Source organism: Streptomyces sp. NPDC107528, from assembly GCF_055639295.1.
The window spans coordinates 518,263-540,269 of record NZ_JBVKAV010000006.1 but is presented as its reverse complement, the minus strand read 5'-3'; the positions used below and the strand labels follow the sequence as shown (position 1 = coordinate 540,269).

Annotated in this window: 26 protein-coding genes; 8 read left to right on the top strand and 18 right to left on the bottom strand. The window is 70.0% G+C overall.

Annotated elements, in window-relative coordinates; genetic code table 11:
- Window positions 1-23: 23 nt before the first annotated feature.
- The 4 genes from ACZ7L5_RS22275 to ACZ7L5_RS22260 all read right to left on the bottom strand — a co-directional run bounded on the left by ACZ7L5_RS22275 (window position 24) and on the right by ACZ7L5_RS22260 (window position 2,581).
- Window positions 24-356 (bottom strand): DUF3817 domain-containing protein, encoded by a 333-nt coding sequence (locus tag ACZ7L5_RS22275; protein WP_328879251.1) that lies wholly within the window; start codon window positions 354-356, stop codon window positions 24-26.
- Between the two features lie 56 nt (window positions 357-412).
- Window positions 413-922, bottom strand: a complete 510-nt coding sequence (locus ACZ7L5_RS22270) for a MarR family winged helix-turn-helix transcriptional regulator (RefSeq protein ID WP_328423301.1) — start codon at window positions 920-922, stop codon at window positions 413-415.
- A 74-nt stretch (window positions 923-996) separates the two neighbouring features.
- On the bottom strand, window positions 997-1,302 hold the full coding sequence (locus ACZ7L5_RS22265) for an antibiotic biosynthesis monooxygenase family protein (protein WP_362380486.1): 306 nt from the start codon (window positions 1,300-1,302) through the stop codon (window positions 997-999).
- A gap of 10 nt (window positions 1,303-1,312) precedes the next feature.
- Window positions 1,313-2,581 (bottom strand): cytochrome P450 family protein, encoded by a 1,269-nt coding sequence (locus tag ACZ7L5_RS22260; protein WP_471518450.1) that lies wholly within the window; start codon window positions 2,579-2,581, stop codon window positions 1,313-1,315.
- 157 nt (window positions 2,582-2,738) lie between these two features.
- Here ACZ7L5_RS22260 and ACZ7L5_RS22255 point away from each other — a divergent pair, with 157 nt between their 5' ends.
- Both ACZ7L5_RS22255 and ACZ7L5_RS22250 read left to right on the top strand, forming a co-directional pair.
- Window positions 2,739-4,370 (top strand): FAD-dependent oxidoreductase, encoded by a 1,632-nt coding sequence (locus ACZ7L5_RS22255; protein WP_471518449.1) that lies wholly within the window; start codon window positions 2,739-2,741, stop codon window positions 4,368-4,370.
- Window positions 4,371-4,421: 51 nt separating this feature from the next.
- Window positions 4,422-5,387, top strand: a complete 966-nt coding sequence (locus ACZ7L5_RS22250; protein ID WP_471518448.1) for an amidohydrolase family protein — start codon at window positions 4,422-4,424, stop codon at window positions 5,385-5,387.
- A 75-nt stretch (window positions 5,388-5,462) separates the two neighbouring features.
- Here the strand turns inward: ACZ7L5_RS22250 and ACZ7L5_RS22245 are convergent, their stop codons facing one another.
- From ACZ7L5_RS22245 to ACZ7L5_RS22205, 9 genes are all read right to left on the bottom strand, one after another.
- A complete protein-coding gene (locus ACZ7L5_RS22245) occupies window positions 5,463-5,786 on the bottom strand; it encodes a TcmI family type II polyketide cyclase (RefSeq protein ID WP_328879255.1) in 324 nt (107 codons plus the stop codon).
- Window positions 5,771-6,226 carry an SRPBCC family protein gene (locus ACZ7L5_RS22240; RefSeq protein ID WP_328879256.1) on the bottom strand — a complete coding sequence of 152 codons (456 nt, stop codon included), beginning with the start codon at window positions 6,224-6,226 and terminating at the stop codon, window positions 5,771-5,773. Before ACZ7L5_RS22240 ends, ACZ7L5_RS22245 begins: the two co-directional genes overlap by 16 nt.
- 1 nt (window position 6,227) lies before the next feature.
- Window positions 6,228-6,494, bottom strand: coding sequence for an acyl carrier protein (locus tag ACZ7L5_RS22235; protein ID WP_328879257.1), 267 nt, complete (start codon window positions 6,492-6,494; stop codon window positions 6,228-6,230).
- Between the two features lie 19 nt (window positions 6,495-6,513).
- Entirely contained in the window at window positions 6,514-7,761 is a 1,248-nt protein-coding gene (locus ACZ7L5_RS22230) for a ketosynthase chain-length factor (RefSeq protein WP_471518447.1), read from the bottom strand.
- On the bottom strand, window positions 7,758-9,029 hold the full coding sequence (locus tag ACZ7L5_RS22225) for a beta-ketoacyl-[acyl-carrier-protein] synthase family protein (protein WP_365062809.1): 1,272 nt from the start codon (window positions 9,027-9,029) through the stop codon (window positions 7,758-7,760). The genes ACZ7L5_RS22230 and ACZ7L5_RS22225 overlap by 4 nt, the downstream gene beginning before the upstream one ends.
- A complete protein-coding gene (locus tag ACZ7L5_RS22220) occupies window positions 9,026-9,490 on the bottom strand; it encodes a cupin domain-containing protein (protein ID WP_328879260.1) in 465 nt (154 codons plus the stop codon). The genes ACZ7L5_RS22225 and ACZ7L5_RS22220 overlap by 4 nt, the downstream gene beginning before the upstream one ends.
- Before the next feature lie 44 nt (window positions 9,491-9,534).
- On the bottom strand, window positions 9,535-10,662 hold the full coding sequence (locus ACZ7L5_RS22215; protein ID WP_471518446.1) for a SchA/CurD-like domain-containing protein: 1,128 nt from the start codon (window positions 10,660-10,662) through the stop codon (window positions 9,535-9,537).
- A 426-nt stretch (window positions 10,663-11,088) separates the two neighbouring features.
- Window positions 11,089-11,382, bottom strand: coding sequence for an MTH1187 family thiamine-binding protein (locus tag ACZ7L5_RS22210; protein ID WP_362380492.1), 294 nt, complete (start codon window positions 11,380-11,382; stop codon window positions 11,089-11,091).
- Window positions 11,379-11,723, bottom strand: a complete 345-nt coding sequence (locus tag ACZ7L5_RS22205; protein ID WP_362380493.1) for a DUF3817 domain-containing protein — start codon at window positions 11,721-11,723, stop codon at window positions 11,379-11,381. The genes ACZ7L5_RS22210 and ACZ7L5_RS22205 overlap by 4 nt, the downstream gene beginning before the upstream one ends.
- A 215-nt stretch (window positions 11,724-11,938) precedes the next feature.
- Here ACZ7L5_RS22205 and ACZ7L5_RS22200 point away from each other — a divergent pair, with 215 nt between their 5' ends.
- From ACZ7L5_RS22200 to ACZ7L5_RS22185, 4 genes are all read left to right on the top strand, one after another.
- On the top strand, window positions 11,939-12,571 hold the full coding sequence (locus ACZ7L5_RS22200) for an AIM24 family protein (RefSeq protein WP_471518480.1): 633 nt from the start codon (window positions 11,939-11,941) through the stop codon (window positions 12,569-12,571).
- A 1-nt stretch (window position 12,572) separates the two neighbouring features.
- A complete protein-coding gene (locus ACZ7L5_RS22195; protein WP_328884319.1) occupies window positions 12,573-13,223 on the top strand; it encodes an AIM24 family protein in 651 nt (216 codons plus the stop codon).
- 44 nt (window positions 13,224-13,267) lie between these two features.
- Window positions 13,268-14,023 (top strand): AIM24 family protein, encoded by a 756-nt coding sequence (locus tag ACZ7L5_RS22190; RefSeq protein ID WP_328884320.1) that lies wholly within the window; start codon window positions 13,268-13,270, stop codon window positions 14,021-14,023.
- A gap of 101 nt (window positions 14,024-14,124) precedes the next feature.
- Window positions 14,125-14,601: a MarR family winged helix-turn-helix transcriptional regulator gene (locus tag ACZ7L5_RS22185; protein WP_328879264.1), complete on the top strand. Its 477-nt coding sequence runs from the start codon at window positions 14,125-14,127 to the stop codon at window positions 14,599-14,601.
- A gap of 31 nt (window positions 14,602-14,632) precedes the next feature.
- Here the strand turns inward: ACZ7L5_RS22185 and ACZ7L5_RS22180 are convergent, their stop codons facing one another.
- Together ACZ7L5_RS22180 and ACZ7L5_RS22175 are read right to left on the bottom strand one after the other, a co-directional pair.
- Complete coding sequence (locus tag ACZ7L5_RS22180; RefSeq protein ID WP_471518445.1) at window positions 14,633-16,075, bottom strand: sensor histidine kinase; 1,443 nt, start codon at window positions 16,073-16,075, stop codon at window positions 14,633-14,635.
- The gene (locus ACZ7L5_RS22175; protein WP_363040767.1) at window positions 16,072-16,740 is read right to left on the bottom strand and encodes a response regulator transcription factor; all 669 of its coding nucleotides are present in this window, start codon (window positions 16,738-16,740) and stop codon (window positions 16,072-16,074) included. The genes ACZ7L5_RS22180 and ACZ7L5_RS22175 overlap by 4 nt, the downstream gene beginning before the upstream one ends.
- A gap of 160 nt (window positions 16,741-16,900) precedes the next feature.
- On the opposite strand from ACZ7L5_RS22175, the gene ACZ7L5_RS22170 reads away from it, so the two are divergent.
- Entirely contained in the window at window positions 16,901-17,584 is a 684-nt protein-coding gene (locus ACZ7L5_RS22170; RefSeq protein ID WP_471518444.1) for a PepSY domain-containing protein, read from the top strand.
- Window positions 17,585-17,613: 29 nt separating this feature from the next.
- Here ACZ7L5_RS22170 and ACZ7L5_RS22165 read toward each other — a convergent pair whose 3' ends face one another.
- From ACZ7L5_RS22165 to ACZ7L5_RS22155, 3 genes are all read right to left on the bottom strand, one after another.
- Entirely contained in the window at window positions 17,614-18,849 is a 1,236-nt protein-coding gene (locus ACZ7L5_RS22165; protein WP_471518443.1) for an MFS transporter, read from the bottom strand.
- A 181-nt stretch (window positions 18,850-19,030) separates the two neighbouring features.
- Window positions 19,031-19,987, bottom strand: coding sequence for a methylmalonyl Co-A mutase-associated GTPase MeaB (gene meaB / locus ACZ7L5_RS22160; RefSeq protein WP_328879269.1), 957 nt, complete (start codon window positions 19,985-19,987; stop codon window positions 19,031-19,033).
- A gap of 34 nt (window positions 19,988-20,021) precedes the next feature.
- Complete coding sequence (locus ACZ7L5_RS22155; RefSeq protein WP_471518442.1) at window positions 20,022-21,224, bottom strand: acetyl-CoA C-acetyltransferase; 1,203 nt, start codon at window positions 21,222-21,224, stop codon at window positions 20,022-20,024.
- Between the two features lie 147 nt (window positions 21,225-21,371).
- Between ACZ7L5_RS22155 and mce the strand changes: the two genes are divergently transcribed.
- On the top strand, window positions 21,372-21,812 hold the full coding sequence (gene mce / locus ACZ7L5_RS22150; protein ID WP_363040774.1) for a methylmalonyl-CoA epimerase: 441 nt from the start codon (window positions 21,372-21,374) through the stop codon (window positions 21,810-21,812).
- The last annotated feature ends 195 nt before the right edge of the window (window positions 21,813-22,007 follow it).

Below are 22,007 nucleotides of genomic sequence, written 5' to 3'. Positions count from 1 at the left end.
TACGCACGCGTACGGCGGTGCCGTCAGGCCTTGGCGACAGCCGGCGCAGGGTCCCCGACCAGGGGTTCGACCTCTCGTGTGACCTTGCGCTCCACGAAGAAGGCGGCGAGGGGAATGGTCCCGGAGAGCAGCACCCACAGCAGCTTGCCGAACGACCACTTGGCCTTGGAGCCGAGGTCGAAGGCGAAGACCAGGTAGATGATGTAGAGGAAGCCGTGGACCTGGGAGACGGCGAAGGTGACGTCCTCGCCCATGTCGAAGCCGTACTTGAACACCATGCAGGTGCACAGGACGAGCAGCATCACGGCGGTGACGTAGGCCATCACCCGGTAGCGGGTCAGGACGCTCTTCTTCATGCGAAGAGCGTAACCAGGCGTTCCGGGAGATCTTGCCCCGGCCCCCGGCCGCGAAGTCAGCTCTCGTCGAAGTCGTGGGCCGCCACCCGCAGCGGGCGCAGCATCGCGAAGATCTCCGCGCACTCCTCGGCGTCGTACGCCCCGAGTCCGAAGTCCATGGCCATGAGGTCACGGGTGGCCGCCTCGACGACCTCCCGGCCCTTGTCGGTGATGGAGGCGAGGGTGCCGCGTCCGTCGTTGGGGTTGGGCCTCTTGTCGACCAGACCCGACTTGACCAGCCGGTCGACGGTGTTCGTCACGGACGTGGGGTGCACCATGAGGCGCTCGCCGATCTTGGACATCGGCAGTTCCCCGGCCTTGGAGAAGTTGAGCAGCACCAGTGCCTCGTACCGCGCGAACGTCAGCCCGTACGGCTTGACCACCGCGTCCACCTCGGCCAGCAGGATCTGCTGTGCGCGCATGATCGAGGTGATGGCGGCCATGGACGGCACGTTTCCCCAGCGCTGCTTCCAGAGTTCGTCGGCGCGGGCGATGGGGTCGAAGGGAAGACTGAGCGGCTTCGGCACGGCACCGACCTTACCGGCCGGTCACATGCTGGTCAGCCCCGTCTCGCCCTTCGGTCCCCTGCCCTGCCGCCGCGCTACTCGGCCACCAGGTCCCGGACCTGGAAGGCCCCTGTCCACCGGTCGTCGTGCAGACAGGCGTTCATCGGCTCGACCAGCAGTTGGTGGTCGGGGTCGGTCCGCCACCGTTTGACGGCGTCCATGCTCTCCCACTCGCTGGTCAGCAGCCATCGAGCGGGATCGTCGAGGGAGCGGCACAACTGTTCGCCGAGGTGCCCGGGGGCACGCGCGGCACGTTCGCGCACGCCTTGATAGGAGTCCACGAAGTCCGCTTCCCGGCCCTCGCGCACATGAAGCAGCCGGATGACCCGCACGCGTTCCATGGTGCTCACGTCAGGACGGGTCGAGGACGACCGGCAGTTCCGCGAGTCCGCGGAAGGCGGGGAACGGCACGGTCATCCAGCGCGCGTCCTCCGGTGCCACGGCCAGGGCCATGTGCGGGTGCCGCCGGAACAGGGTGGCGAGGGCGAGCTGGATCTCCAGCCGGGCAAGCGGTGCGCCGGCGCAGTAGTGCGGGCCGTAGCCGAAGGCTAGATGCGCCGCCTGGGCGTTCGGACGCTGGACGTCCAGCTCGTTCGGGTCGGCGAACACCTCCGGGTCACGGTTGGCGCCGGTGATCGAGATCTGGACGAGCGCACCCTTGGGGATGAGCTGGTCGCGGATGACGATGTCCTCCTTCGCCCAGCGGAAGGTGGAGTTCTCCACGGAGCTCTCGAAGCGGAAGATCTCCTCGATCGCCGCGGCCAGGGAGGCGTCGTCCCGCAGTGCCAGCCGCTTCTGCTCCGGGCGGCTGAGCAGGTGGTAGACGGTGTTGCCGATCTGGTACGCCGTCGTCTTGTGGCCCGCGAAGAGGAGCACCCACGCCGTGGACACGAGTTCGCTGTCGGTGAGCGCGCCTTCCTGGTCCTTGGCCGTGACGAGCGCGCTGAGCAGGCCCGAGTCCGGCGCCTTCCGCTTTCGCGCGCACAAGTCCACCAGATACTCGCGGAGATTTCCCTCGGCGATTTCCAGCGCCTTTCTCGCCTCCGGTCCGAAACCGGTCTGCGCGACGGTCGCCGACCATTCCTGAGCCTGTTTGCGCTCGTTTTCCGGGACGCCCAGGAGTTCACAGATCACCTGCAGCGGCAGCGGGAAGCAGAACTCCGGGAGCAAATTGAACGGACCGGACGTCGGACATTGATCCAGCAGCCCGTCGGTGATCTCCTGGATCCGGGTGCGCAGCGATTCCACCCTTTTCGGAGTGAACGTACTGCCGACGATCCTGCGCAGCCTCGTGTGCTTCGGCGGGTCCGAGAACAGCATGTTGTCGTCCAGCGCGATCGACGAGTCACCGAAGATGCGGTGGTAGGCGTCGATGGCGCCGTACATGTCCTTGCTGAGCCGGGGGTCGGCCAGCGCGGCGCGGCTGTCGTCGTAGCGCGTGATGAGGTACGTCTCGACGCCGTGCGGCGGCGACATCGGGCAGACGGGTGCCGTTTCCCGCAGCGTGGCGTACACGGGATGCGGGTTGGCGCGGAACTCCCGGCTGCACGCCGCGGCCGCGGCCGCGGCTTCTTCGCGCGACAGTGCCCCGGATTCCTCGGATGCGAAAGCTTGCGTCATGACTGTCCCCGGGTAGGCGTGGATTCCGGCGGTCGGATTCCGTCGGTCAGTGCCACCGTTTCCCGGGCGGCACCACGCCGCAAACGGCACTGCGCCAAACGGGTCGGGTCGCCGGAGGACGTGTGGACCGGAGTCCGAACTGGTAAACATCGACGACGTGAGCGGACACGAAGCGGAATCTGTACCAGTTCTTATCGTCGGCGGATCCCTGGTGGGTCTTTCCACTTCGGTTTTCCTGGGGCGCCTCGGAATTGAGCACATGCTCGTGGAGCGGCATGCCGGGACATCGACGCATCCGCGCGGCCGTGGCAACAACGTGCGCACCATGGAGATCTACCGGACCGCCGGCCTGGAGTCGGGCATCCGGGAGGCGGCCCGCGTGCTCTCCGGGAACGACGGCATCCTCCAGGTGGACAAGCTCACCGGGCAGGAACGCCGCTGGATCATCGGGGACATCTCCGGCGGCATGGACATCTCCCGGGTCAGTTCCGCCGACTGGTGCCTGTGCAGTCAGAACGACCTGGAGCCCGTGCTGTTGAGCTACGCCCGCGAGCAGGGTGCCGACATCCGCTTCAGCTCGGAGCTGCTCTCCTTCACGGAGACCGGGGACGGAGTGCGGGCCCGGGTCAGGAACCGGGAGACCGGTGAGACCTACACCGTGAACGCCGACTTCCTGGTGGCCGCCGACGGTCCCAGGAGCCCCATCCGCAACCACCTGGGGATCGGCCAGTCGGGGCCGGGCGAGCTGTTCCACAACGTCAGCGTCACCTTCCGCAGCAGGGCGCTGAAGAAGTACGTCGGAGAGAAGCGATTCGTCGTCTGTTACGTCACCGACCCCGACGGGGAGGGTGCACTGCTCCCGGTGGACAACGAGGAGCGCTGGGTGATCCACGTTCCCTGGTATCCCGACCGGGGCGAGGACCTGGAGGACTTCACCGACGAGCGGCTCTCCGCCCACATCCGCGCTGCCGTCGGCGCCTCGGACCTCGACGTCGAGATCACCGGCAAGGCCCCGTGGCACGCGTCGAAGCGGGTCGCGGACAGCTACGGCGAGGGCCGGGTCTTCCTGGCCGGCGACTCGGCCCACGAGATGCCGCCCACCGGGGCGTTCGGCTCCAACACCGGAATCCAGGACGCTCACAACCTCGCCTGGAAACTGGCCTCGGTGCTGCGTGGCTGGGCCGGCCTGCCGCTGCTCGAGTCCTACGAGCGGGAGCGGCGGCCCGTCGCCCTCGCGACCGGCACACGCGCGTGCGTCCAGGCGGCCGACGAACAGCACCCGGGGTTCAGCCCCGCCGCGGGACGCAACAACGACCCGGCGGACCTGATGACCGTCGCCCTCTGTTACCGGTACGCGTCGAACGCCGTGGTGGGCGCCCACCCGGAGCAGCCGATCGTCCCCGACACGTTCCAGCTGGGCGGCGAACCGGGCAGCCGTGCGCCGCACATGTGGGTCGTGCGAGGGGGCGGCAGGATCTCCACGCTCGATCTGTACGAGCGCTCCTTCGTGCTGCTCGCCGGCTCCGGCGGACAGAAGTGGCGGACCGCGGTGGAGAAGGCCTCCCTGAACCTGGGCGTCCCGGTCGAGGCGTACCTCGTGGGCACGGGACCCGACCACGACCTCGTCCCCGACACGGACGCCGACTGGGCGGAGCTGCACGGCACGGCCGAGGACGGCGCCGTCCTGGTCCGCCCGGACGGCTTCGTCGCCTGGCGGGCGGACGCCGCGATGCCGGACGCCGACCGCGTCCTGACGAACGTGCTGCAGACCCTGCTCTGCCGCGACTGAACTCCCGTGAACCCCTGTCACCCCTGACCACCCCACACCGAGGACGTTGTTATGACCCTTGCCGGACGCATCGACGTCCACCACCACTTCACCGCCCCGGCCTGGCTGGACTGGGCCGAGGAGCGGGGCGTCGTCAGCCGCGAGAAGCTGCCCTGGTGGACCCGGTGGGACCTGAACGCGGCACTGGAGGTCATGGACAAGAACGGCATCGGCACGTCCGTCATGACCGTCGCGATGCTGGGCCGGTTCCGTGAGCGCGCCGAGCGCCAGGAGAGCGCACGCGTCGCCCTGCGGGCGGCGGCCGACGTCGTCGAGTCCAACCCCGCGCGCTTCGCCTTCTTCACGCCCGTCTTCCTCGACGACCTGGAGCTCTCCTCGTGGAGCGTGCGCCACGGCCTTGACGAGCTCGGCGCCGTCGGGGTGAGCACGCGCACGAGCGTCAACGGCGTCTTCCTGGGCGACGAGTCGCACGACCGTCTCCTGCAGGAGCTGAACGAGCGGTCCGCGGTCATCAGCACGCACCCCATGGAGGTGCAGGCCGGGAAGGACGGTGACGCGGGGCTGCCGGGGATGCCGCCCTTCGTGTGCGACTTCCTGCTGGACACCACCCGCGCGGCCATCAACCTCATCCGCAACGGCACCCTGGACCGCTACCCGAACCTCAGCTTCGTCCTGCCGCACGGAGGGGGCTTCCTCCCCTACATGGCCACCCGCCTCGAACTGTTCGGCGGACGCATCGACCCCCCGATCGAAGCCGACCGGGTCCGTGACTACCTGCACCGGTTCTACTTCGACACGGCGGGCCCCATGTCGCCGTCCGCCACGCCCACTCTGCTGGCGACGGTGGACCCCGACCGCATCCTCTTCGGCACGGACTGGCCGCCCACCCCCGCGCATGTCATCACCGACCGCGTGACCCCCGCGCTGGACGGCGACCCCTTCCTCTCGGAGCAGCAGCTCCAGGGCATCAACCGGGAGAACGCGCTGCGGCTGATGCCGGGGCTCGCCCGTCGGTGACCGGCCGCACGACAAAGCCGCCGCCCGCGCCTGTCCGGCGCGGGCGGCGGCTTTGTCGCTCGCGGCCCTTCGACCTCAGCTCTTCGACCAGTGGTAGAAGCGCTGCGCCATCGCGTCCTTCGGACTCCGCCAGGTCTGCGGGTCGTACGGGCTGACGAACGCCTCGAGCTTCCTGCTGATGTCGACGAACTCGGGGTGCCCTGCCACCTTCGCGATGGCGGGGCCCGGGTCCTGCTCGGCCTCGATGAAGTGCATGTACACATCGCCGAACTGGAACAGCGAACGCTGGGTCACCCCGACGAGGTGCGGGAGCTCGCCCCGGTCGGAGGCCGCGAAGACGCCCGCGATGTCCGAGGCGGACTGCGGGGCCATCCTGGCGACGATCAGTGCGTGGTGCATGCGGCCTCCACACGGTCGCGGATGAGGGCCATCTGGATGGGCGAGTTGCGGTTGATGATGTCCGTCATCCCGGCGTCGTCCACCGGCGCGTCGGGCTTCATGGCGAAGTCCTGCGTCCAGTGCATCCGGGTGCCGGCCGGGGTCTCCTCGTACTCCCACACGATGTTCATGTACTCGAAGGGGCCGGTCTCGACCCTGCGGGCGCGCACGACGAGCTTCTCGCGGTCGGCGACCCGCTCCGAGACCCAGCTCCACACCTTGCCGTTCTCGTCGGGGTGCATGGTCAGGCGGAAGGTCACCGTGTCGCCCTCGCGGGACAGCACGTCGCAGGACGCGTACTCGCTGAACAGCTGGGGCCAGCGCTCCAGGTCGTTCGTCATGTCCCAGACGAGGTCGACGGGAGCGGCGATGGTGATTTCGTTCTCGGTGTGTCCGGCCACTTCAGGCTCCTGTCGTGAGGCTGCCGTTGACGAGGTCGAGGAAGGCGCGGGGGCTCTTGCAGCGCTCCGCGTCGGTGGGCAGTGCCTGGCCGTGGCGGTTCTCCAGCTCGCCCACGATGCCGAGGAGGCCGAGCGAGTCGAGCCCGAACTCGGAGAAGGGCGTCTCCGCCCGGGCTTCGAGGTCGTGCGCGTCGACGGACACACCGGCGGCCTGCTTCATCAGCGCGGCCAGCTCGGCGACGGTCACTTGGTTCACTCCGGTGGTCATGAGGGTTCTCCTTCTCGTTCTATGCGGCGGATTCGGGTCCCCGACGCAGGACCAGAGCCGCGTTGGAGCCCATCAGTCCCCTGCTGAGGACCAGGGCCGTGCGGAGCTCGGCCGGGCGTGCCGTGCCGGTCACCAGGTCGATGTCGTGGCAGATGTCGAAGACGCCCGGCGTCGGCGGTATCTGCCCGTGCTCCATGGCCTGCACCGCGGCCACGATGTCCAGCAGGGGCGCCCCGCAGTACGACCGCCCGATGCCGGTCTTGGGGGCGGTGACCGGCACTCGGGTGCCGTGCCGACCGAGGGCGTCGGCGAGGGCGAGCGCCTCGGCACGGTCCGCGTCGGGCACGCCCATCGCGTCGGCGAAGACCACGTCGATCTCCTCCGGCGCGCAGCCGGCCTCGTCGAGGGCGCCGCGGATGGCCTGCGCGAGGCCCTCCCGCGACCGGTCCCAGCGCGAGGCGCCCGTGAACGTGGCCGCGTGTCCCGCCACGGTGGCCCGGACGGCCGCCTCCCGGCGCTGTGCCCGGTCCAGGTCCTCCACGACCAGTACGGCACCGCCCTCGGCGGGTACGAAACCGCAGGCCGCCGAGGTGAAGGGGCGGTAGGCGCGGGCCGGGTCCTCGACCGTGCTGAGCTCGGGGTAGCCGAGCTGGCAGACCCCCGAGTACGGGGCGAGCGGCGCCTCGGCGGCCCCGACCACGACCACGTCCGTGCCCCGGTGCACCGCCCGCGCGGCGTGCGCGACGGCGTCCAGGCCGCCCGCCTCGTCGCTGGCCACCACCCCGCAGGGGCCCTTGAAGCCCTTGCGGATGGAGATCTGGCCCGTGCTGGCCGCGTAGAACCAGGCGATGGACTGGTAGGGCCCGACGAACCGGGCCCCCTTGCCCCACAGCTTCTGCAGTTCCCGCTGGCCGAACTCGCCGCCGCCGGACCCGGCCGCGGTGACCACACCGACCGAGTACGGCGAATCGGCGGCGCTGCTGCTGAGTCCCGCGTCCTGCAGGGCTGCGTCGGCGGCGGCCAGTGCGAAGTGGGTGAACTTGTCGGTCTGGACGAGGAAGGTCTCCTCGATCAGCGCCGACGGGTCGAATCCGCGGACCTCTCCGGCGACGCGGAGCGGAAGGTGCTCGCAGCCCTCCCGGGTGACCCGGTCCAGTACGCTCGCGCCCTCCTTCACGGACTTCCAGTAGGTGTCCGCGTTCAGGCCGTTGGGCGCGACCACACCCATTCCGGTGACCGCTGTGCGCCGGGCGCGTTGACCACTCATCGTCGTCTCCTCCCACTCGGCCCCGTCAGGAGCACCGCGGACTGGAACCCGCCGAAGCCGCTGCCCACGGAGAGCACGTTGTCGAGCCTGCGGGGGCGAGCGGTGCGCGGGACGTAGTCCAGGTCGCACTCGGGGTCCGGGGTCTCGTAGTTCGCCGTCGGCGGTACCACCTGCCGGGCCAGCGCCAGCACACAGGCGACGACCTCGATCGCGCCGATCGCGCCGAGTGAGTGGCCCACCATGGACTTGATCGAGCTCATCGGGGTGTCGTAGGCGTGGGAGCCCAGCGACTTCTTCACCGCGGCGGTCTCGTGCCGGTCGTTCTGGCGGGTGCCCGAGCCGTGCGCGTTGACGTAGTCGATCTCGGTGGGGTCCACGCGCGCGTGGTCGAGCGTGTCGTCGATGGCACGGGCCATCTCCAGGCCCTCACTGGTGAGTCCGGTCATGTGGTACGCGTTGCCGAACGTCGCGTAGCCGCCGATCTCGCAGTAGATGTGCGCGCCGCGCGCCCGGGCGTGCTCCAGTTCCTCCAGGACCAGCACCGCGGCGCCCTCGCCCATGACGAATCCGTTGCGGTGGGCGTCGAAGGGGCGGGAGGCGTGCTCGGGGTCGTCGTTGTTCGGCGACGTGGCCTTGATGGCGTCGAAGCAGGCCATGGTGATCGGGGAGATCGGCGAGTCCGAGGCCCCGGCTATGCAGATGTCGGCGCGGCCCTCCTCGACGGTGTGGAAGGCGTAGCCCACCGCGTCGAGTCCGGAGGTGCAGCCGGTGGACACGGTCTGCACCGGGCCCTGGGCGCCGAACCGTTCGGCGACGTCGGCCGCGAGCGTGCTGGGCGAGAACGCCCGGTGCAGTTGCGGCTCGGCGTTGCGGTGGTCGACGTCCCAGCGCTGCCCGTGCTCGCTGACCAGGACGTAGTCGTGCTCCAGCCGGGTCGTGCCGCCCACCGCGCTGCCCAGGGACACGGCCACGCGCCAGGGGTCCTCGGCGGCGAAGTCGACACCGCTGTCGGTCACGGCCTCCTGCGCGGCGACCAGGGCGAACTGTATGTACCGGTCGGCGCGTTCGGCGATGCCGGGTTCGAGACCGTGCGTGAGGGGGTCGAAGTCGCACTCGGCGGCTATCCGGGACCGCAGGCCCTCGGGGTCGAACAGGGTGATGCCACGGGTCGCCGTCCGGCCGTTGGAGAGGAGGTCCCAGAACGCCGGGACCCCGATCCCGCCGGGGGCGACCACACCTATGCCGGTGACCGCCACGCGCCGGGTCACGAGAGCACTCCGGGTCGCTCGGGCTGCCCGCCCTCCTCCTGGACGAGCGGGTACGGCTTGATGTCGTCGCTGAGTTCCGGCGCCTCGGTGTCGACGTGGCCGAGCTTGGGGTTCGGCGCGAGCGGGCCCAGGTGGAAGACCATCCGGGCCTCCTCGTCACCGACGTTGCGGAAGCGGTGCCGCATGTCGATGGGGATCATCAGGCCCTGGTCGGAACGGAGGGAAAACGTTTCTCCATCCAGGTCGACCTCCAGCCTGCCCTCGACGACGTAGATGAACTCCTCGGAGTACGGGTGGTAGTGCTCGCTGATGCGTTCGCCGGGCCGCATGATGGCCAGGCCCATGAAGCCGCTCGTGGCACCCACCGTGACCGGGGTGAGCAGGGTGCGCAGGTCGCCGCCGCGCTTGCGGTTGGGCTCGATCTCTTTGAGGTCCACGACGCGCGGGCGCATCTTGTCCATGGTCTGTCTCCAGGTCGTTCGGTGGGGTGATGGTCCCTGCGCGGTCAGGACTGCGCAGCCCTGCGGTCGCCGGCCCTGCGGTCGGTGATCAGCGCCATGTCGGCGTGCGTCAGGAGGCGGGTCGCCTCGCGTCCGCCGCTGAACGGTCCGGCCACGCCGAGCGCGTCGGTGTCCAGCAGCCGGGCCAGCACCGCGGCCTTTCTCGGGCCTTGGATGCCGAGCGCCATGACCGGGTCGGTCTCGGGATCACCCCGTACGTCGATGAGGCGGACGACGATGTCCTCGCGCTGGAAGACGGTGCTGCGGTGCACGGGGCCGGCCGGGTCGGCCGCCGCGGTCTCGTCCTGCTGCGAGAGCAACCGGGCCAGCGCCATTCCGCAGCCCTTGCGGGCCGGGTAGTACAGGGCGTGCCGCTTGATGTCGTCCGGCTCCGGGCCGCCGCGTGCCACGTGGTGGACGGGCGGCATGGCGGCGCGGATGAAGAACGTCCGCGCGGACTCGGGGTCGGCCAGGTCCCGGTGCTGCTCCAGATGCGGGTTGAGGGCCTCCTCGACGGCCCGCACCTCGGGCTGGCGCGAGACGTGGCGCAGGGCCGCCATCAGGTCGCCCTCCACCTCGACCGTGCGGACGACGCGGTTGCCGTGCATGAACAGGGTCGTGCGGCGCAGCCGCGTGGTGTCGTCGACGCGGGCCTCGGGCGGTGCGTATCCGGCGAGGATCTCCGCGACCTTGGACTCGGAGCCGGGCTTGACGGTGAAGGTCAGGGCATGGCGGATCACACCGTCGCCCACCCTTACGGCCGTCTGGAGTCCGCCGGCCTTTTCCGGGCGGACGCCGCCGGTCTCGCGGACGATGCCGTACCGCATCGAGCGGAGCTCGCGGACGCAGGTCTGCAGGGGCCGGACCGTCTCGAGATGCTCTTCACTGTTCACCCAGGCGAGGTACGGCGGGGCGGTGGCCCATTCACTCGTGATGAGCCACTGGGACGGGTTCTCCAGGGACTGGCACAGCTGGTCCCCGAGGTGACCGGGGACCGACGCGACTCGGTCGCGCATGTGCTCGTAGGCGTCCAGGAACTGTTGCTCGGCACCTTCGTGGAGGTCGACGAGAAGGAGGACTCGCATCCTGGAGCCGTCGAACGCCGACTGGGATGTATAGGGCGAAGTGGTCATCCGGCAGACCCTTCCTTCGCGGGAGCAAGCGGCGGCCGTCCGTGTCCACCAGCGCGAACGCGGGTTTCGGCCCTGAGCCTTCATCGTGGGTCAGGGCTGTGGGGTCCGCGAGCCATGCGGGCCAAAGGAGGGAACTGGCCGTGCTTGTGTCCGGCGGCAGCCGACGCTGCGTCAGGCTCCGCCAGTTGGGGCCGGGATGCCTGCGGCGGCCCGTGGCGCTGTGGGGGGTCGCGTCGCGCCTGACGGTGCGTTGGGGGGCGGGGCCGCGCCGGGGGGTGTCCGTCCTCGGACCGGCGGCCGGGGTCGGGCAGGGTGGTGCCGCTTCTTGACGCCGGCCACTGCGGGCGGACACCCCCGGCACGTCCCCTTACCGCCCCGTACGCGGGTGCGGCGCCGCGGGGGTAACGCGCTTCAAGCCGGGCGCGGCTACTCGGCCAGGTGGCGCTCCACCGTTTCCACCTTGGAGGTGAGGCCGTCCGTCACCGTGGGCCTGATGTCGGCCTTGAGGACCAGCGATACGCGCGGGGCGCGTTCTTCTACGGCTGCCACGGCGCGCTTGACCACGTCCATGACTTCGTCCCAGTCGCCCTCGATCGAGGTGAACATCGCGTCGGTGCGGTTGGGCAGGCCCGACTCGCGGACCACGCGGACGGCGTCGGCGACGTACTCCCCCACGTCCTCGCCGACGCCGAGCGGCGTCACGGAAAACGCGACGATCATGCGTTCACGATTCCTTCGTTGCGGGCGCGGGAGGCGATCACCGCGTTCTCGGCCTCGCGCTTGAGCATGCGCTCGGCGAAGAAGCCGCCGGTCGGCAGGACGGAGAGGACGAAGTAGAGCGCCGCGGTCTTCAGGGACCACTTGGTGCGGTTCCAGGCGTCCGCCCAGAAGATCACGTACAGGATGAAGAGCACGCCGTGGACCATGCCCATCACGGGCACCGCGTTGAAGTCGGTCGTCCGCTTCAGCACCGAGCACAGGAGCAGCAGCAGGAACGACACCGCCTCGGGGGCCGAGACGAGACGGAGGCGGCGGAGGGAGGTGGCGGTCTTGATGTCCACGGGTCACCTTCGGTGGGTTCGGGAGAGGTCTGCTCGGATCAGCTTGTGAACACAAGCACAAACGTTCACCCATTGTGGCAAACGTTGGCCGCCGGGTTGGCATCGGGTGGATGACAGCGTCTCCGCCTCCGGAGGATCGGGGTGTCGTCAGGGGTGAAGTCCGTCTCTGGGATCTGTTGGCGGCAGGTCCCGGCGGCTACCTTCGCTGCGTGGCGATGTTCCGACTGCAAGGCAGCAAGGTGCTCGCCGTCGACATGACCGGTGATGCCGTGAAGGCGAAGAACGGCTCGATGGTCGCGTACGACGGGCAGATGGCCTTCAAGAAGATGAGCGGCGGCGGTGAGGGCATCCGGGGCATGGTGACCCGGCGGCTCACCGGTGAGCAGATGACGGTGATGGAGGTGAAGGGGCATGGGACGTGCTGGTTCGCGGACCGGGCCTCCGAGATCAATCTCGTGAACCTCCAGGGAGACAAGCTGTACGTGGAGTCGAGCAATCTGCTCGCCACGGACGGGGGGCTGCGGACCGGTACGTCCTTCACCGGGATGCGCGGTGCCTCGCAGGGCAACGGGCTGTTCACGACGACCGTTGAAGGGCACGGACAGGCGGCGATCATGTCGGACGGGCCTGCGGTCGTGCTGCGGGTCAGTTCGCAGTTTCCGCTGACGGTCGATCCGGGGGCCTATGTGGCCCACCAGGGGAATCTGCGGCAGTCCTTCCAGTCCGGTGTGACCTTCCGCACGCTCATGGGCGGGGGCGGCGGCGAGGCCTTCCAGATCCGGTTCGAGGGGGACGGGCTGGTGTACGTACAGCCGAGCGAGCGGAACACGATCGCGGGGGATGTCTGAGATGGGCTTCCGTGAGATCAACTCCAAGATGGTCGAGGCGACCGTCATGTCGGGGCAGCGGCTGTTCAGTCAGCGCGGGGCGATGCTCGCCTACAAGGGCGAGGTGTCCTTCACTCCCAACACGGCCGGTGGCCAGGGCGGGATCATGTCGATGATCGGGCGCCGGGTGGCGAACGAGGACACCCCGCTGATGACCGTCGAGGGCAGCGGCACGGTGCTCTTCGGGCACGGCGGCCACCATGTCCAGGTGATCAACCTCGCCGGCGACACCCTGTGCGTCGAGGCGGACCGCCTCCTCGCCTTCGAGGGCACGCTCCAGCAGGGCACGATGTTCCTCGGCTCGCAGGGCGGGGTCATGGGCATGGTCCGCGGACAGATCAGCGGGCAGGGGCTGTTCACGACCACCCTCAAGGGGCACGGGGCCGTGGCCGTCATGGCGCACGGCGGCGTCTTCGAGATCCCGATCACTCCGCAGCGGCCCGTCCACGTCGACCCCCAGGCCTACGTCGCCCACCACGGCGACGTACGCAACAAGCTGTCCACGGCCCTGGGCTGGCGCGACATGGTGGGCCGCGGCTCCGGCGAGGCCTTCCAGCTGGAGCTCAGCGGCAACGGTGCGGTGTACGTCCAGGCCTCTGAGGAGAAACTGTGAGCGCCCCCTACCAGGCCCCCGGCGGCCCCGCGGTCCTCGACCCGATGACGCTGCCGTCCGACGACAACGTCAACGCCTACACCTTCTGCGTGGAGCTCAAGGGGAGCCAGTGGTTCCTGCAGAAGGGGAAGATGATCGCCTACTACGGCTCGATGGACTTCAACGGCGTCGGGCACGGGCGACTCGACCGACTTGTCCGTACGTCCTTCCATTCGCCACTGCACGCGAGCGACTGGGTCGTGGCGGAGGGCAACGGCAAGATGCTGCTGGCCGACCGGGCCTTCGACGTGAATTCGTTCGACCTCGAAGACGGCAACTTGACCATTCGCTCCGGCAACCTGCTCGCTTTTCAGCCAACTCTTGCTCTCAAGCAGTCGATCGTGCCGGGTTTTCTGACACTCATCGGAACCGGAAAGTTCGTGGCCGCATCTAACGGTCCGGTGGTGTTCATGGAACCCCCGATCCGGGTGGACCCACAGGCACTCGTCGGCTGGGCCGACTGCCCCTCCCCGTGCCATCACTACGACCATGGCTACATGACCGGCGTGATGGGCGGTCTACGTGCACTGACAGGCCTCGGCGGGGCCTCCGGAGAGGAGCATCAGTTCGAGTTCGTCGGAGCCGGTACGGTCCTGCTCCAGTCGAGCGAGACCCTCATGGCCGAGCACGCCACCGGGGCGGTTCCGCCGGAGCCCGGAGTCCCCGGTTCCGGAGGGTCGCACACAGGCCCTTCACAACAGGCCGGGGCACCGCGCCTTCCCGGACAGCTGGGAGACCTCCAGCGTCGCTTCGGGCTGTGAGCGGTAGTCTGCGGAGTGTGACATCGAACGTGTGCGCACACGGTTGTGTCACAGAAAACCCTCACTAGTTCGCCTTTCAACTTTTTAGGTAGACTTCATTCATGGAGACCGAGACGGCCACCCGCTGGCTGACCGATGCGGAGCAGTGCGCCTGGCGCACCCACCTGGAGGTCAACAGGCTGTTGACGTACCAGCTCGAAAAAGACCTGCAGCCGTTCGGCCTGACTATGAACGACTACGAGATCCTGGTGAACCTCTCCGAGTCGGAGGACGTACGGATGCGGATGAGCGACCTCGCGTCGGCCACCCTCCAGTCCAAGAGCCGCCTCTCCCACCAGATCACCCGCATGGAGAACGCGAACCTGGTCCGCCGTGAGAACTGCGAGTCCGACCGCCGCGGCCTCTACGCCGTCCTCACCGACCACGGTATGGAGACGATGAAGAAGGTCGCGCCGCACCATGTGGCGTCCGTGCGCAGGCACTTCATCGACCTGCTGTCCACCGATGCCCTGGCGGAGCTCGACAAGGGCCTGAAGCCGATCGCGGAGCACCTGCGCGGGCAGCGCGGACGCCCGTGACGTCCGTGACACCCGGTAGGGGCTTGAAGGTCTAGGCGAGCGGCAGGCGGAGTTCGAACAGGGCGCCGCCTGCCGGGGCGTCCCGGACCGTGAGAGTGCCGCCGTGGCGTGCGGCCACGTCCCGGGCGATGGCGAGTCCGAGCCCGGCGCCGCCGTCGTCGCGGGTGCGAGCCTCGTCCAGCCGTACGAACCGCTCGAAGATCCGCTCCCGGTCGGCCTCGGCCACCCCGTCCCCGTCGTCGGCCACGGCCGCCACGGCCCAGTCCCCGTCCCGCCCGACGGTCACGGTGACCGCGTCCCGTGCGTGCCGCTGGGCGTTGTCGAGCAGGTTGCCCAGGACCCGCTCCAACTGCCCCCGCGACCCGGCCACCTCCGCGACGTCCGCCTCGACGGCCACGTTCTCACGGCCCCGCGCCTCCCGCCGCGCCACCTCACCCAGGTCGACCCGCTTGTCGCCGGGCCCCTCCCCCGCGTCCAGGCGGGCGAGCAGCAACAGGTCGGCGGCGAGGCGCTGCAGCCGTACGGTGTCCTCCACCGCGCCCGGCACGTCCAGCAACTCCGGGTGGGCGACGCCCACTTCGAGCTGGGTGCGCAGGGACGCGATCGGGCTGCGCAGTTCGTGCGAGGCGTCGGCGACGAACCGGCGCTGGCGCTCCACGGAGGTCTCCAGCGCGGCCAGCGTCTCGTTGGTGGTGCGGGCGAGCCTGGCGACCTCGTCGTGGGTGTCCGGCTCCGGCACGCGCCGGGCGAGGTCCTCGGACGCGGTGATCGCGGCCATCTCGCGCCGGATGCCCTCGACCGGGCGCAGTGCGCGCCGGGTGACCAGCCAGGTCACGGCCGCGACGACGCCGAGCAGCAGCGGGAAGCCGATCAGCATGACGGTGAGCGCGGAGTTCACGGCGCTCTGCTCGGCCTCCAGGGAGCCGCCGGCGTGGACGGTGAGCGTGCCCCGGTCGTCGGTCTCCACCTGGACGGCGGCGAAGCGGTAGTCGGCGGTGTCGCCGTCGATCGTCGCCGAGCCGTCGGTGAGCGCGCTCACCTCGCCGATCCCGCCGGCGTCCTGGGCCGTGTCGTCGTCGTCCGCGTCGTCGTCGGCGGGCTCGCCGCCCGACCCGGCGGTGTTGCCCGTACCCCCCGTGTCGGCCTTCCGCGGCTGCGGCTGCGGCTGCACGGCGTCGGTGCCCGTGCCGCTGATCCGCTCCAGGTCCTCGGTGGCCGCGACGAGATGGCCGTTCGCGTCGACGACCTGGACCGGGCTGTCGTCGTCGATGTCCAGCTGGTCGTACGGCTTCCCGGCGACGAGCTGGGCGACGACGTTCTGCGCCGTGCGCTCCGCGTCGTTGCCCGCCTGGTCGATCAGGTTGGACCGCAGCGACAGCAGGACCGCCGCGCCGGCCGCGACCAGCGCCACGGCGACGACGAGGGTGGCGGCGAGTGTGGCCCGCGACCGGACCGAGCCGAAGAGCCTTCTCATCGTTCCTTCTCCAGCCGGTATCCGGCGCCGCGGACCGTCTTGATGAGCCCGGCGCGCAGCTTGCGCCGCAGGGTGCTGACGTACACCTCGACGATGTTCGGATCGCCCTCGTACGCGAAGTCCCAGACGTGCTCCAGGATCTCGGCCTTGGACACCACCTCGCCGGCCCGCAGCACGAGCTGCTCCAGGACCGAGAACTCCTTGGTGGTGAGGGACACCTCGTCGTCGCCGAGGAAGACCCGGCGGGCCGCCGTGTCGACCTTGAGGTCGCCGTGGACGTGCACGGGCGAGGCCCCGGCGCCCTGTCCCCCGCGCCGCAGCAGTGCCTTGACCCGGGCGACGAGGACGACGTACGAGAACGGCTTGGTGAGGTAGTCGTCGGCGCCGGTGTCCAGCCCCTCGGCCTCGTCGTACTCGCCGTCCTTGGCGGTGAGCATCAGGATCGGCACGTCGTGGCCGGCGCCGCGCAGGGCGGCGCAGACGCGGTAGCCGTTCATGCCGGGCAGCATGATGTCGAGGATCACGAGGTCGTACGACCCCTCCGAGGCCCGGAACAGCCCCTCCCGGCCGTCGTGGACGACGTCCACGGCGTACCCCTCGGCGGTCAGGCCCTTGGCGAGCGACAGGGCCAGCCGCTTTTCGTCCTCCACGATCAACAGGCGCATGCGTACAGCCTGGCAAAGCGAAGCTGAAGATCTCTTCAGGGGGCTTCAGGTTCCTCTCAGCGTCGGTTCGGCAGATTGGTTCCCGTCGAAACCAAGCGACATGAAACGACACCAAGCGTCGTGAACCGTCGTGAAACGCAACACTCTGGGAGGGAACCCCATGAAGCGCAACATCGTCATCGCCACCGTCACCGCCGCGGCTCTGGTCGGCGGCGGCACCGTCGCGGCCTACGCGTCGGCCGACGACGGCAACGCGCCCACCCAGCGTCAGACGAACGTCCGGGTCGCCGACGACGACCGGAGCGACGACGCCGACGACCGCAACGACGACGCGACCGACGACCGCAGCGAGGCCGCGGACGACCGGAGCGACGACGCCACCGAGGTCCGCGTCTCCAAGATCAGCGCCGCCGACGCGATCGCCGCCGCGCTGAAGAACACGCCGGGCACGGCCGTCTCCGCCGACCGGGACGACGACGGCGCCGGCGCCTGGGACGTGAACGTCGTCAAGGGCGACGGCACCGAGTACAACGTCCAGGTCTCCCCCGACACCGCCAAGGTCGTCGACGCCCAGCGCGACGACGACGATGACAATGACGGCCGCGAGGACCTCGCCGCGCTGAAGGGCGCGAGCGTGGACGCCCGCGAGGCCGCCGAGGCCGGCACGGCGAAGGGCACCGTCACCGACGTCGACCTGGACGACGACGGCCCCGCCGCCTGGAGCGTGGAGACCACCAAGGGCGAGTGGAAGGTCGACCTCAAGACGGGCAAGGTCACCCAGGACCACGACGACGACAGCGCCCAGGACAACGCTCAGGACGACCGCGACGGCGACGACGACTGACGGTCGTCAGCGCGTCAGCCGTCAGCGCGTCACACGAGGGGTACGGGATGTCCCGTACCCCTTTTCGCGTCTCCCCGCCGGGCCACGGCCACCGCCGTCACCAGCATCACCGCACCGGTGGCCGCGAAGCACACCCCCGCCGGAAGCCATCCGACCAGCACGCCGGCCACCGCGGCACCGCCCGTGATGCCCGCGTTGACGGCCGTGTTGACCCAGGCCCCGGCCTGGACCCGGGCCTCGGGCGCGGCGGCCTCGTCGGCGATGAGGTACGCGGTGGTGATCAGCGGGGACACGAAGACACCGGCGACCGCGACCGCCACGGCCAGGGTGCCGAGCCCCTGGGCCAGCCCGGCGCCGCCCAGCGCCAGCCCCAGGCCGGCGGCCTGCACGGACAGCCGGGTGCCGGCGGAGGCCCGCCACTCGACGGCCCCGTTGAGCAGCCCGCCCACGGCACTTCCGGCGGACAGGGCGGCGAGCACCCAGGCCGCGCCGCCGGCGCCGTGACCGTGCCCCTCCGCGAAGGCCACGACCAGCAGGTCGACCACGCCCAGGGCGAGGCCGACCCCCGCGGCCGCGATCACCGGCCGCCCCAGACCGCGCAGCACCCGCCGCCCGGCCGGGTCCGGGCCCGGCTCGCGCTTGCCGGCCGGCACCGCACGCACCGCGGGCGACGACACGAACCCGGCCGTCCCCGCCACCATCAGCGCCGCGCCCACGACGATGCCGGCCGCCGGCGCTGCGAACCCTACGAGCACGCCCACCAGCAACGGCCCCGAGACGAAGAGCAGTTCCTCCGCGACGGCGTCGAGACTGTAGGCCCGCTGCATCAGCGCCCGGTCCGGGGCCAGCCGCCCCCACACGGCCCGCATGGTGGGTCCGAGCGGCGGAGTGCAGGCACCGGCGAGGGCGGCGCCGACGGCGAGGACGAACGGCGAGGCGGCACCGGGACGCCACAGGAGCGCCGCCAGCAGACCGAGCAGCCCGGCGTGGGCCGCGACCATCGGCACGAGCGCCCTGCGCGGCCCGAACCGGTCGATGAGTGCAGCCCTCGCGGGCGACAGGAAGACGCTGGTCGCCGAGAACAGCGCCATCACCACGCCCGCCACCGCGTACGACCCGGAGGACCGGGTCACGGCGAGCATCACGGACAGCGGGGCGATGCCGTACGACAGCCTGCCGGTCAGGGCTGCGGCGAAGGTGCGGCGGGCATGGGGGATCCGGAGAACGGCGGCATACGAAGGCCGCACGTCATGTGTGGAAGACACGGGAGTTCCTCGACTCGAGGCGGAAAAGGGGACGCCGTATCGCCGCGCCGGTCACGACCGAGCGGTCGCTCACCGTGCGCGGGCAGGCGTGCCCTATGCCAAGAGGAGGTACATGCGAATCAACTTAGCAGCGGAAGGCGGAAGTTGACCACGGGGAAAGCTCTCGGGGCGCTTTCCGGGGTCAGGCCCCCGTAAGTCCCTCCACCAGCTCGTCCGCCGCCCGGTACGGGTCCAGCTCGCCGGCGACGATCTTCTCCGCCAGTGCCCCGAGCCTGCGGTCGCCGTGCAGGTCCGCGATGCGTTCGCGCAGGGCCGTGACGGCGATGGTCTCCACCTCGCGGGCGGCGCGGGCGCGGCGGCGTTCGGTGAGGACTCCGCGCTCCTCCATCCAGGCGCGGTGCTTCTCCAGGGCCTCCACGACCTCGTCGATGCCCTCGGCGCGGGCGGCGACCGTCTTGACGATCGGCGGGCGCCAGTCGCCGGGGCCACGGGACTCGCCGAGGCCGAGCATGTGGTTGAGCTCGCGGGCGGTGGCGTCGGCACCGTCACGGTCGGCCTTGTTGACGACGTACACGTCGCCGATCTCCAGGATGCCCGCCTTGGCCGCCTGGATGCCGTCACCCATGCCCGGGGCCAGCAGGACGACGCTCGTGTCCGCCTGGGAGGCGATCTCCACCTCCGACTGACCGACCCCGACCGTCTCGACGAGCACCACGTCGCAGCCCGCCGCGTCCAGGACGCGGATCGCCTGCGGGGCGGCCCACGCGAGGCCGCCCAGGTGGCCGCGCGTCGCCATCGAGCGGATGTACACGCCGGGGTCGGAGGCGTGGTCCGACATCCGGACCCGGTCGCCGAGCAGCGCGCCGCCCGAGAACGGCGAGGACGGGTCGACGGCCAGGACGCCGACCCGCTTGCCCTGCTTGCGGTACGCCGTCACGAGCGCCGACGTGGATGTCGACTTGCCGACTCCGGGCGAGCCCGTGAGGCCGACGACATACGCGTTGCCCGTGAGCGGCGCCAGCGTCTCCATGACCTCCCTGAGCTGCGGGGACGCCCCCTCCACCAAGGAGATCAGCCGGGCCACGGCACGCGGCCGGCCCTCTCTCGCCTGGGCGACGAGTGTGGAGACGTCCTGCATCACTGCTCCGTTCAGAAAGGAAACGTACGAGGTCTCAGGCCTTGGGTACCCGCACGATCAGTGCGTCACCCTGGCCGCCACCGCCGCACAGGGCCGCAGCGCCGACGCCGCCGCCCCGCCGCTTCAGCTCCAGGGCCAGGTGCAGGACGAGCCGCGCACCCGACATACCGATCGGGTGACCCAGGGCGATGGCTCCGCCGTTGACGTTCACCCTTTCCGATGACACCCCGAGGTCCTTCATTGACTGCACCGCGACGGCGGCGAAGGCCTCGTTGATCTCGATCAGGTCGAGGTCGGCGACCTCCAGGCCCTCCTTCTTCAGGGCGTGCTCGATGGCGTTCGAGGGCTGGGACTGGAGCGAGTTGTCCGGGCCCGCCACATTGCCGTGCGCGCCGATCTCGGCGATCCAGTCCAGGCCGAGCTCCAGCGCCTTGGCCTTGCTCATGACGACGACCGCGGCGGCGCCGTCGGAGATCTGCGAGGCCGAGCCCGCAGTGATCGTGCCGTCCTTGGAGAAGGCGGGGCGCAGCTTGCCCAGGGACTCCGCCGTGGTGTCGCCGCGGATGCCCTCGTCCTTGCTGAAGAGGACCGGGTCGCCCTTGCGCTGCGGGATCTCGACCGGGGTGATCTCGGCCTCGAACAGGCCGTTCTTCTGCGCGGCGGCGGCGCGCTGGTGGGACTGGGCGGCGATCTCGTCCTGCGCGGGACGCTGGATGCCGAGGCGGGTGTTGTGCTTCTCCGTGGACTCGCCCATGGCGATGCCCTCGAAGGAGTCGGTCAGACCGTCGTACGCCATCGCGTCGAGCATCTCGATCGCGCCGTACTTGAAGCCCTCGCGGGACTTCGGCAGCAGGTGGGGGGCGTTGGTCATGGACTCCTGACCGCCCGCGACGATCACGTCGAACTCGCCGGCGCGGATCAGCTGGTCCGCGAGCGCGATCGCGTCGAGACCCGACAGACACACCTTGTTGATGGTGAGCGCCGGGACGCTCATCGGGATGCCGGCCTTGACCGCTGCCTGGCGCGCCGGGATCTGCCCCGCCCCGGCCTGGAGCACCTGGCCCATGATCACGTACTGCACCTGGTCGCCGCCGATCCCCGCACGGTCGAGGGCGGCCTTGATCGCGAATCCGCCGAGGTCGGCTCCGGAGAAGGACTTCAGCGAGCCCAGCAACCGTCCCATGGGCGTACGGGCGCCCGCGACGATCACCGAGGTACTGCTGTTCGTTCCAGTCATGAGGTGCGATCCCCTTCCGGCTGCACTGCCGAGGAGTGAACGAGGGTTTACTTCGAATGTACTGATGGCACTCCGTGCCGTCACCGGGCCGTCGGTGTGATCGCTGGCACGTTGCGTAACCACCGCCGCCGCGCTGCACTGAATTCCATGCTGACGCGAATCGACCACATCGGGATCGCCTGTTTCGACCTGGACAAGACCGTGGAGTTCTACCGGGCCACCTACGGCTTCGAGGTGTACCACTCCGAGGTCAACGAGGAGCAGGGCGTCCGCGAGGCCATGCTCAAGATCAACGAAACCTCCGACGGCGGCGCCTCCTACCTGCAGCTTCTCGAGCCCACCCGCCCGGACTCCACCGTCGCCAAGTGGCTCGACAAGAACGGTGAGGGTGTCCACCACATCGCTTTCGGTACGGCAGATGTGGACGGCGACGCCGCCGACATCAAGGGCAAGGGCGTACGCGTTCTGTACGAAGAGCCCCGGCGCGGCTCCATGGGGTCACGAATCACCTTCCTGCACCCAAAGGATTGCCATGGAGTACTGACAGAACTGGTCACTTCGGCGCCTGTTGAGTCACCTGAGCACTGACCCTCGTACATATGGGCCGGTAGGGTTGGGGGCGGTCGCCGCTCAGTCCAGGGCGACCCGGCCCTGCCTTTTGACGGCGGGACCGAGCCGGGGTCCGGGTTTCGGGGGGCGAGGGTGGGGCAACAGCCCGTGCTCCGCCGTTGATCTGACACCATTCCCCGGGGGCCCCGTTCGGCGGATGGACGGTGCTCGTAT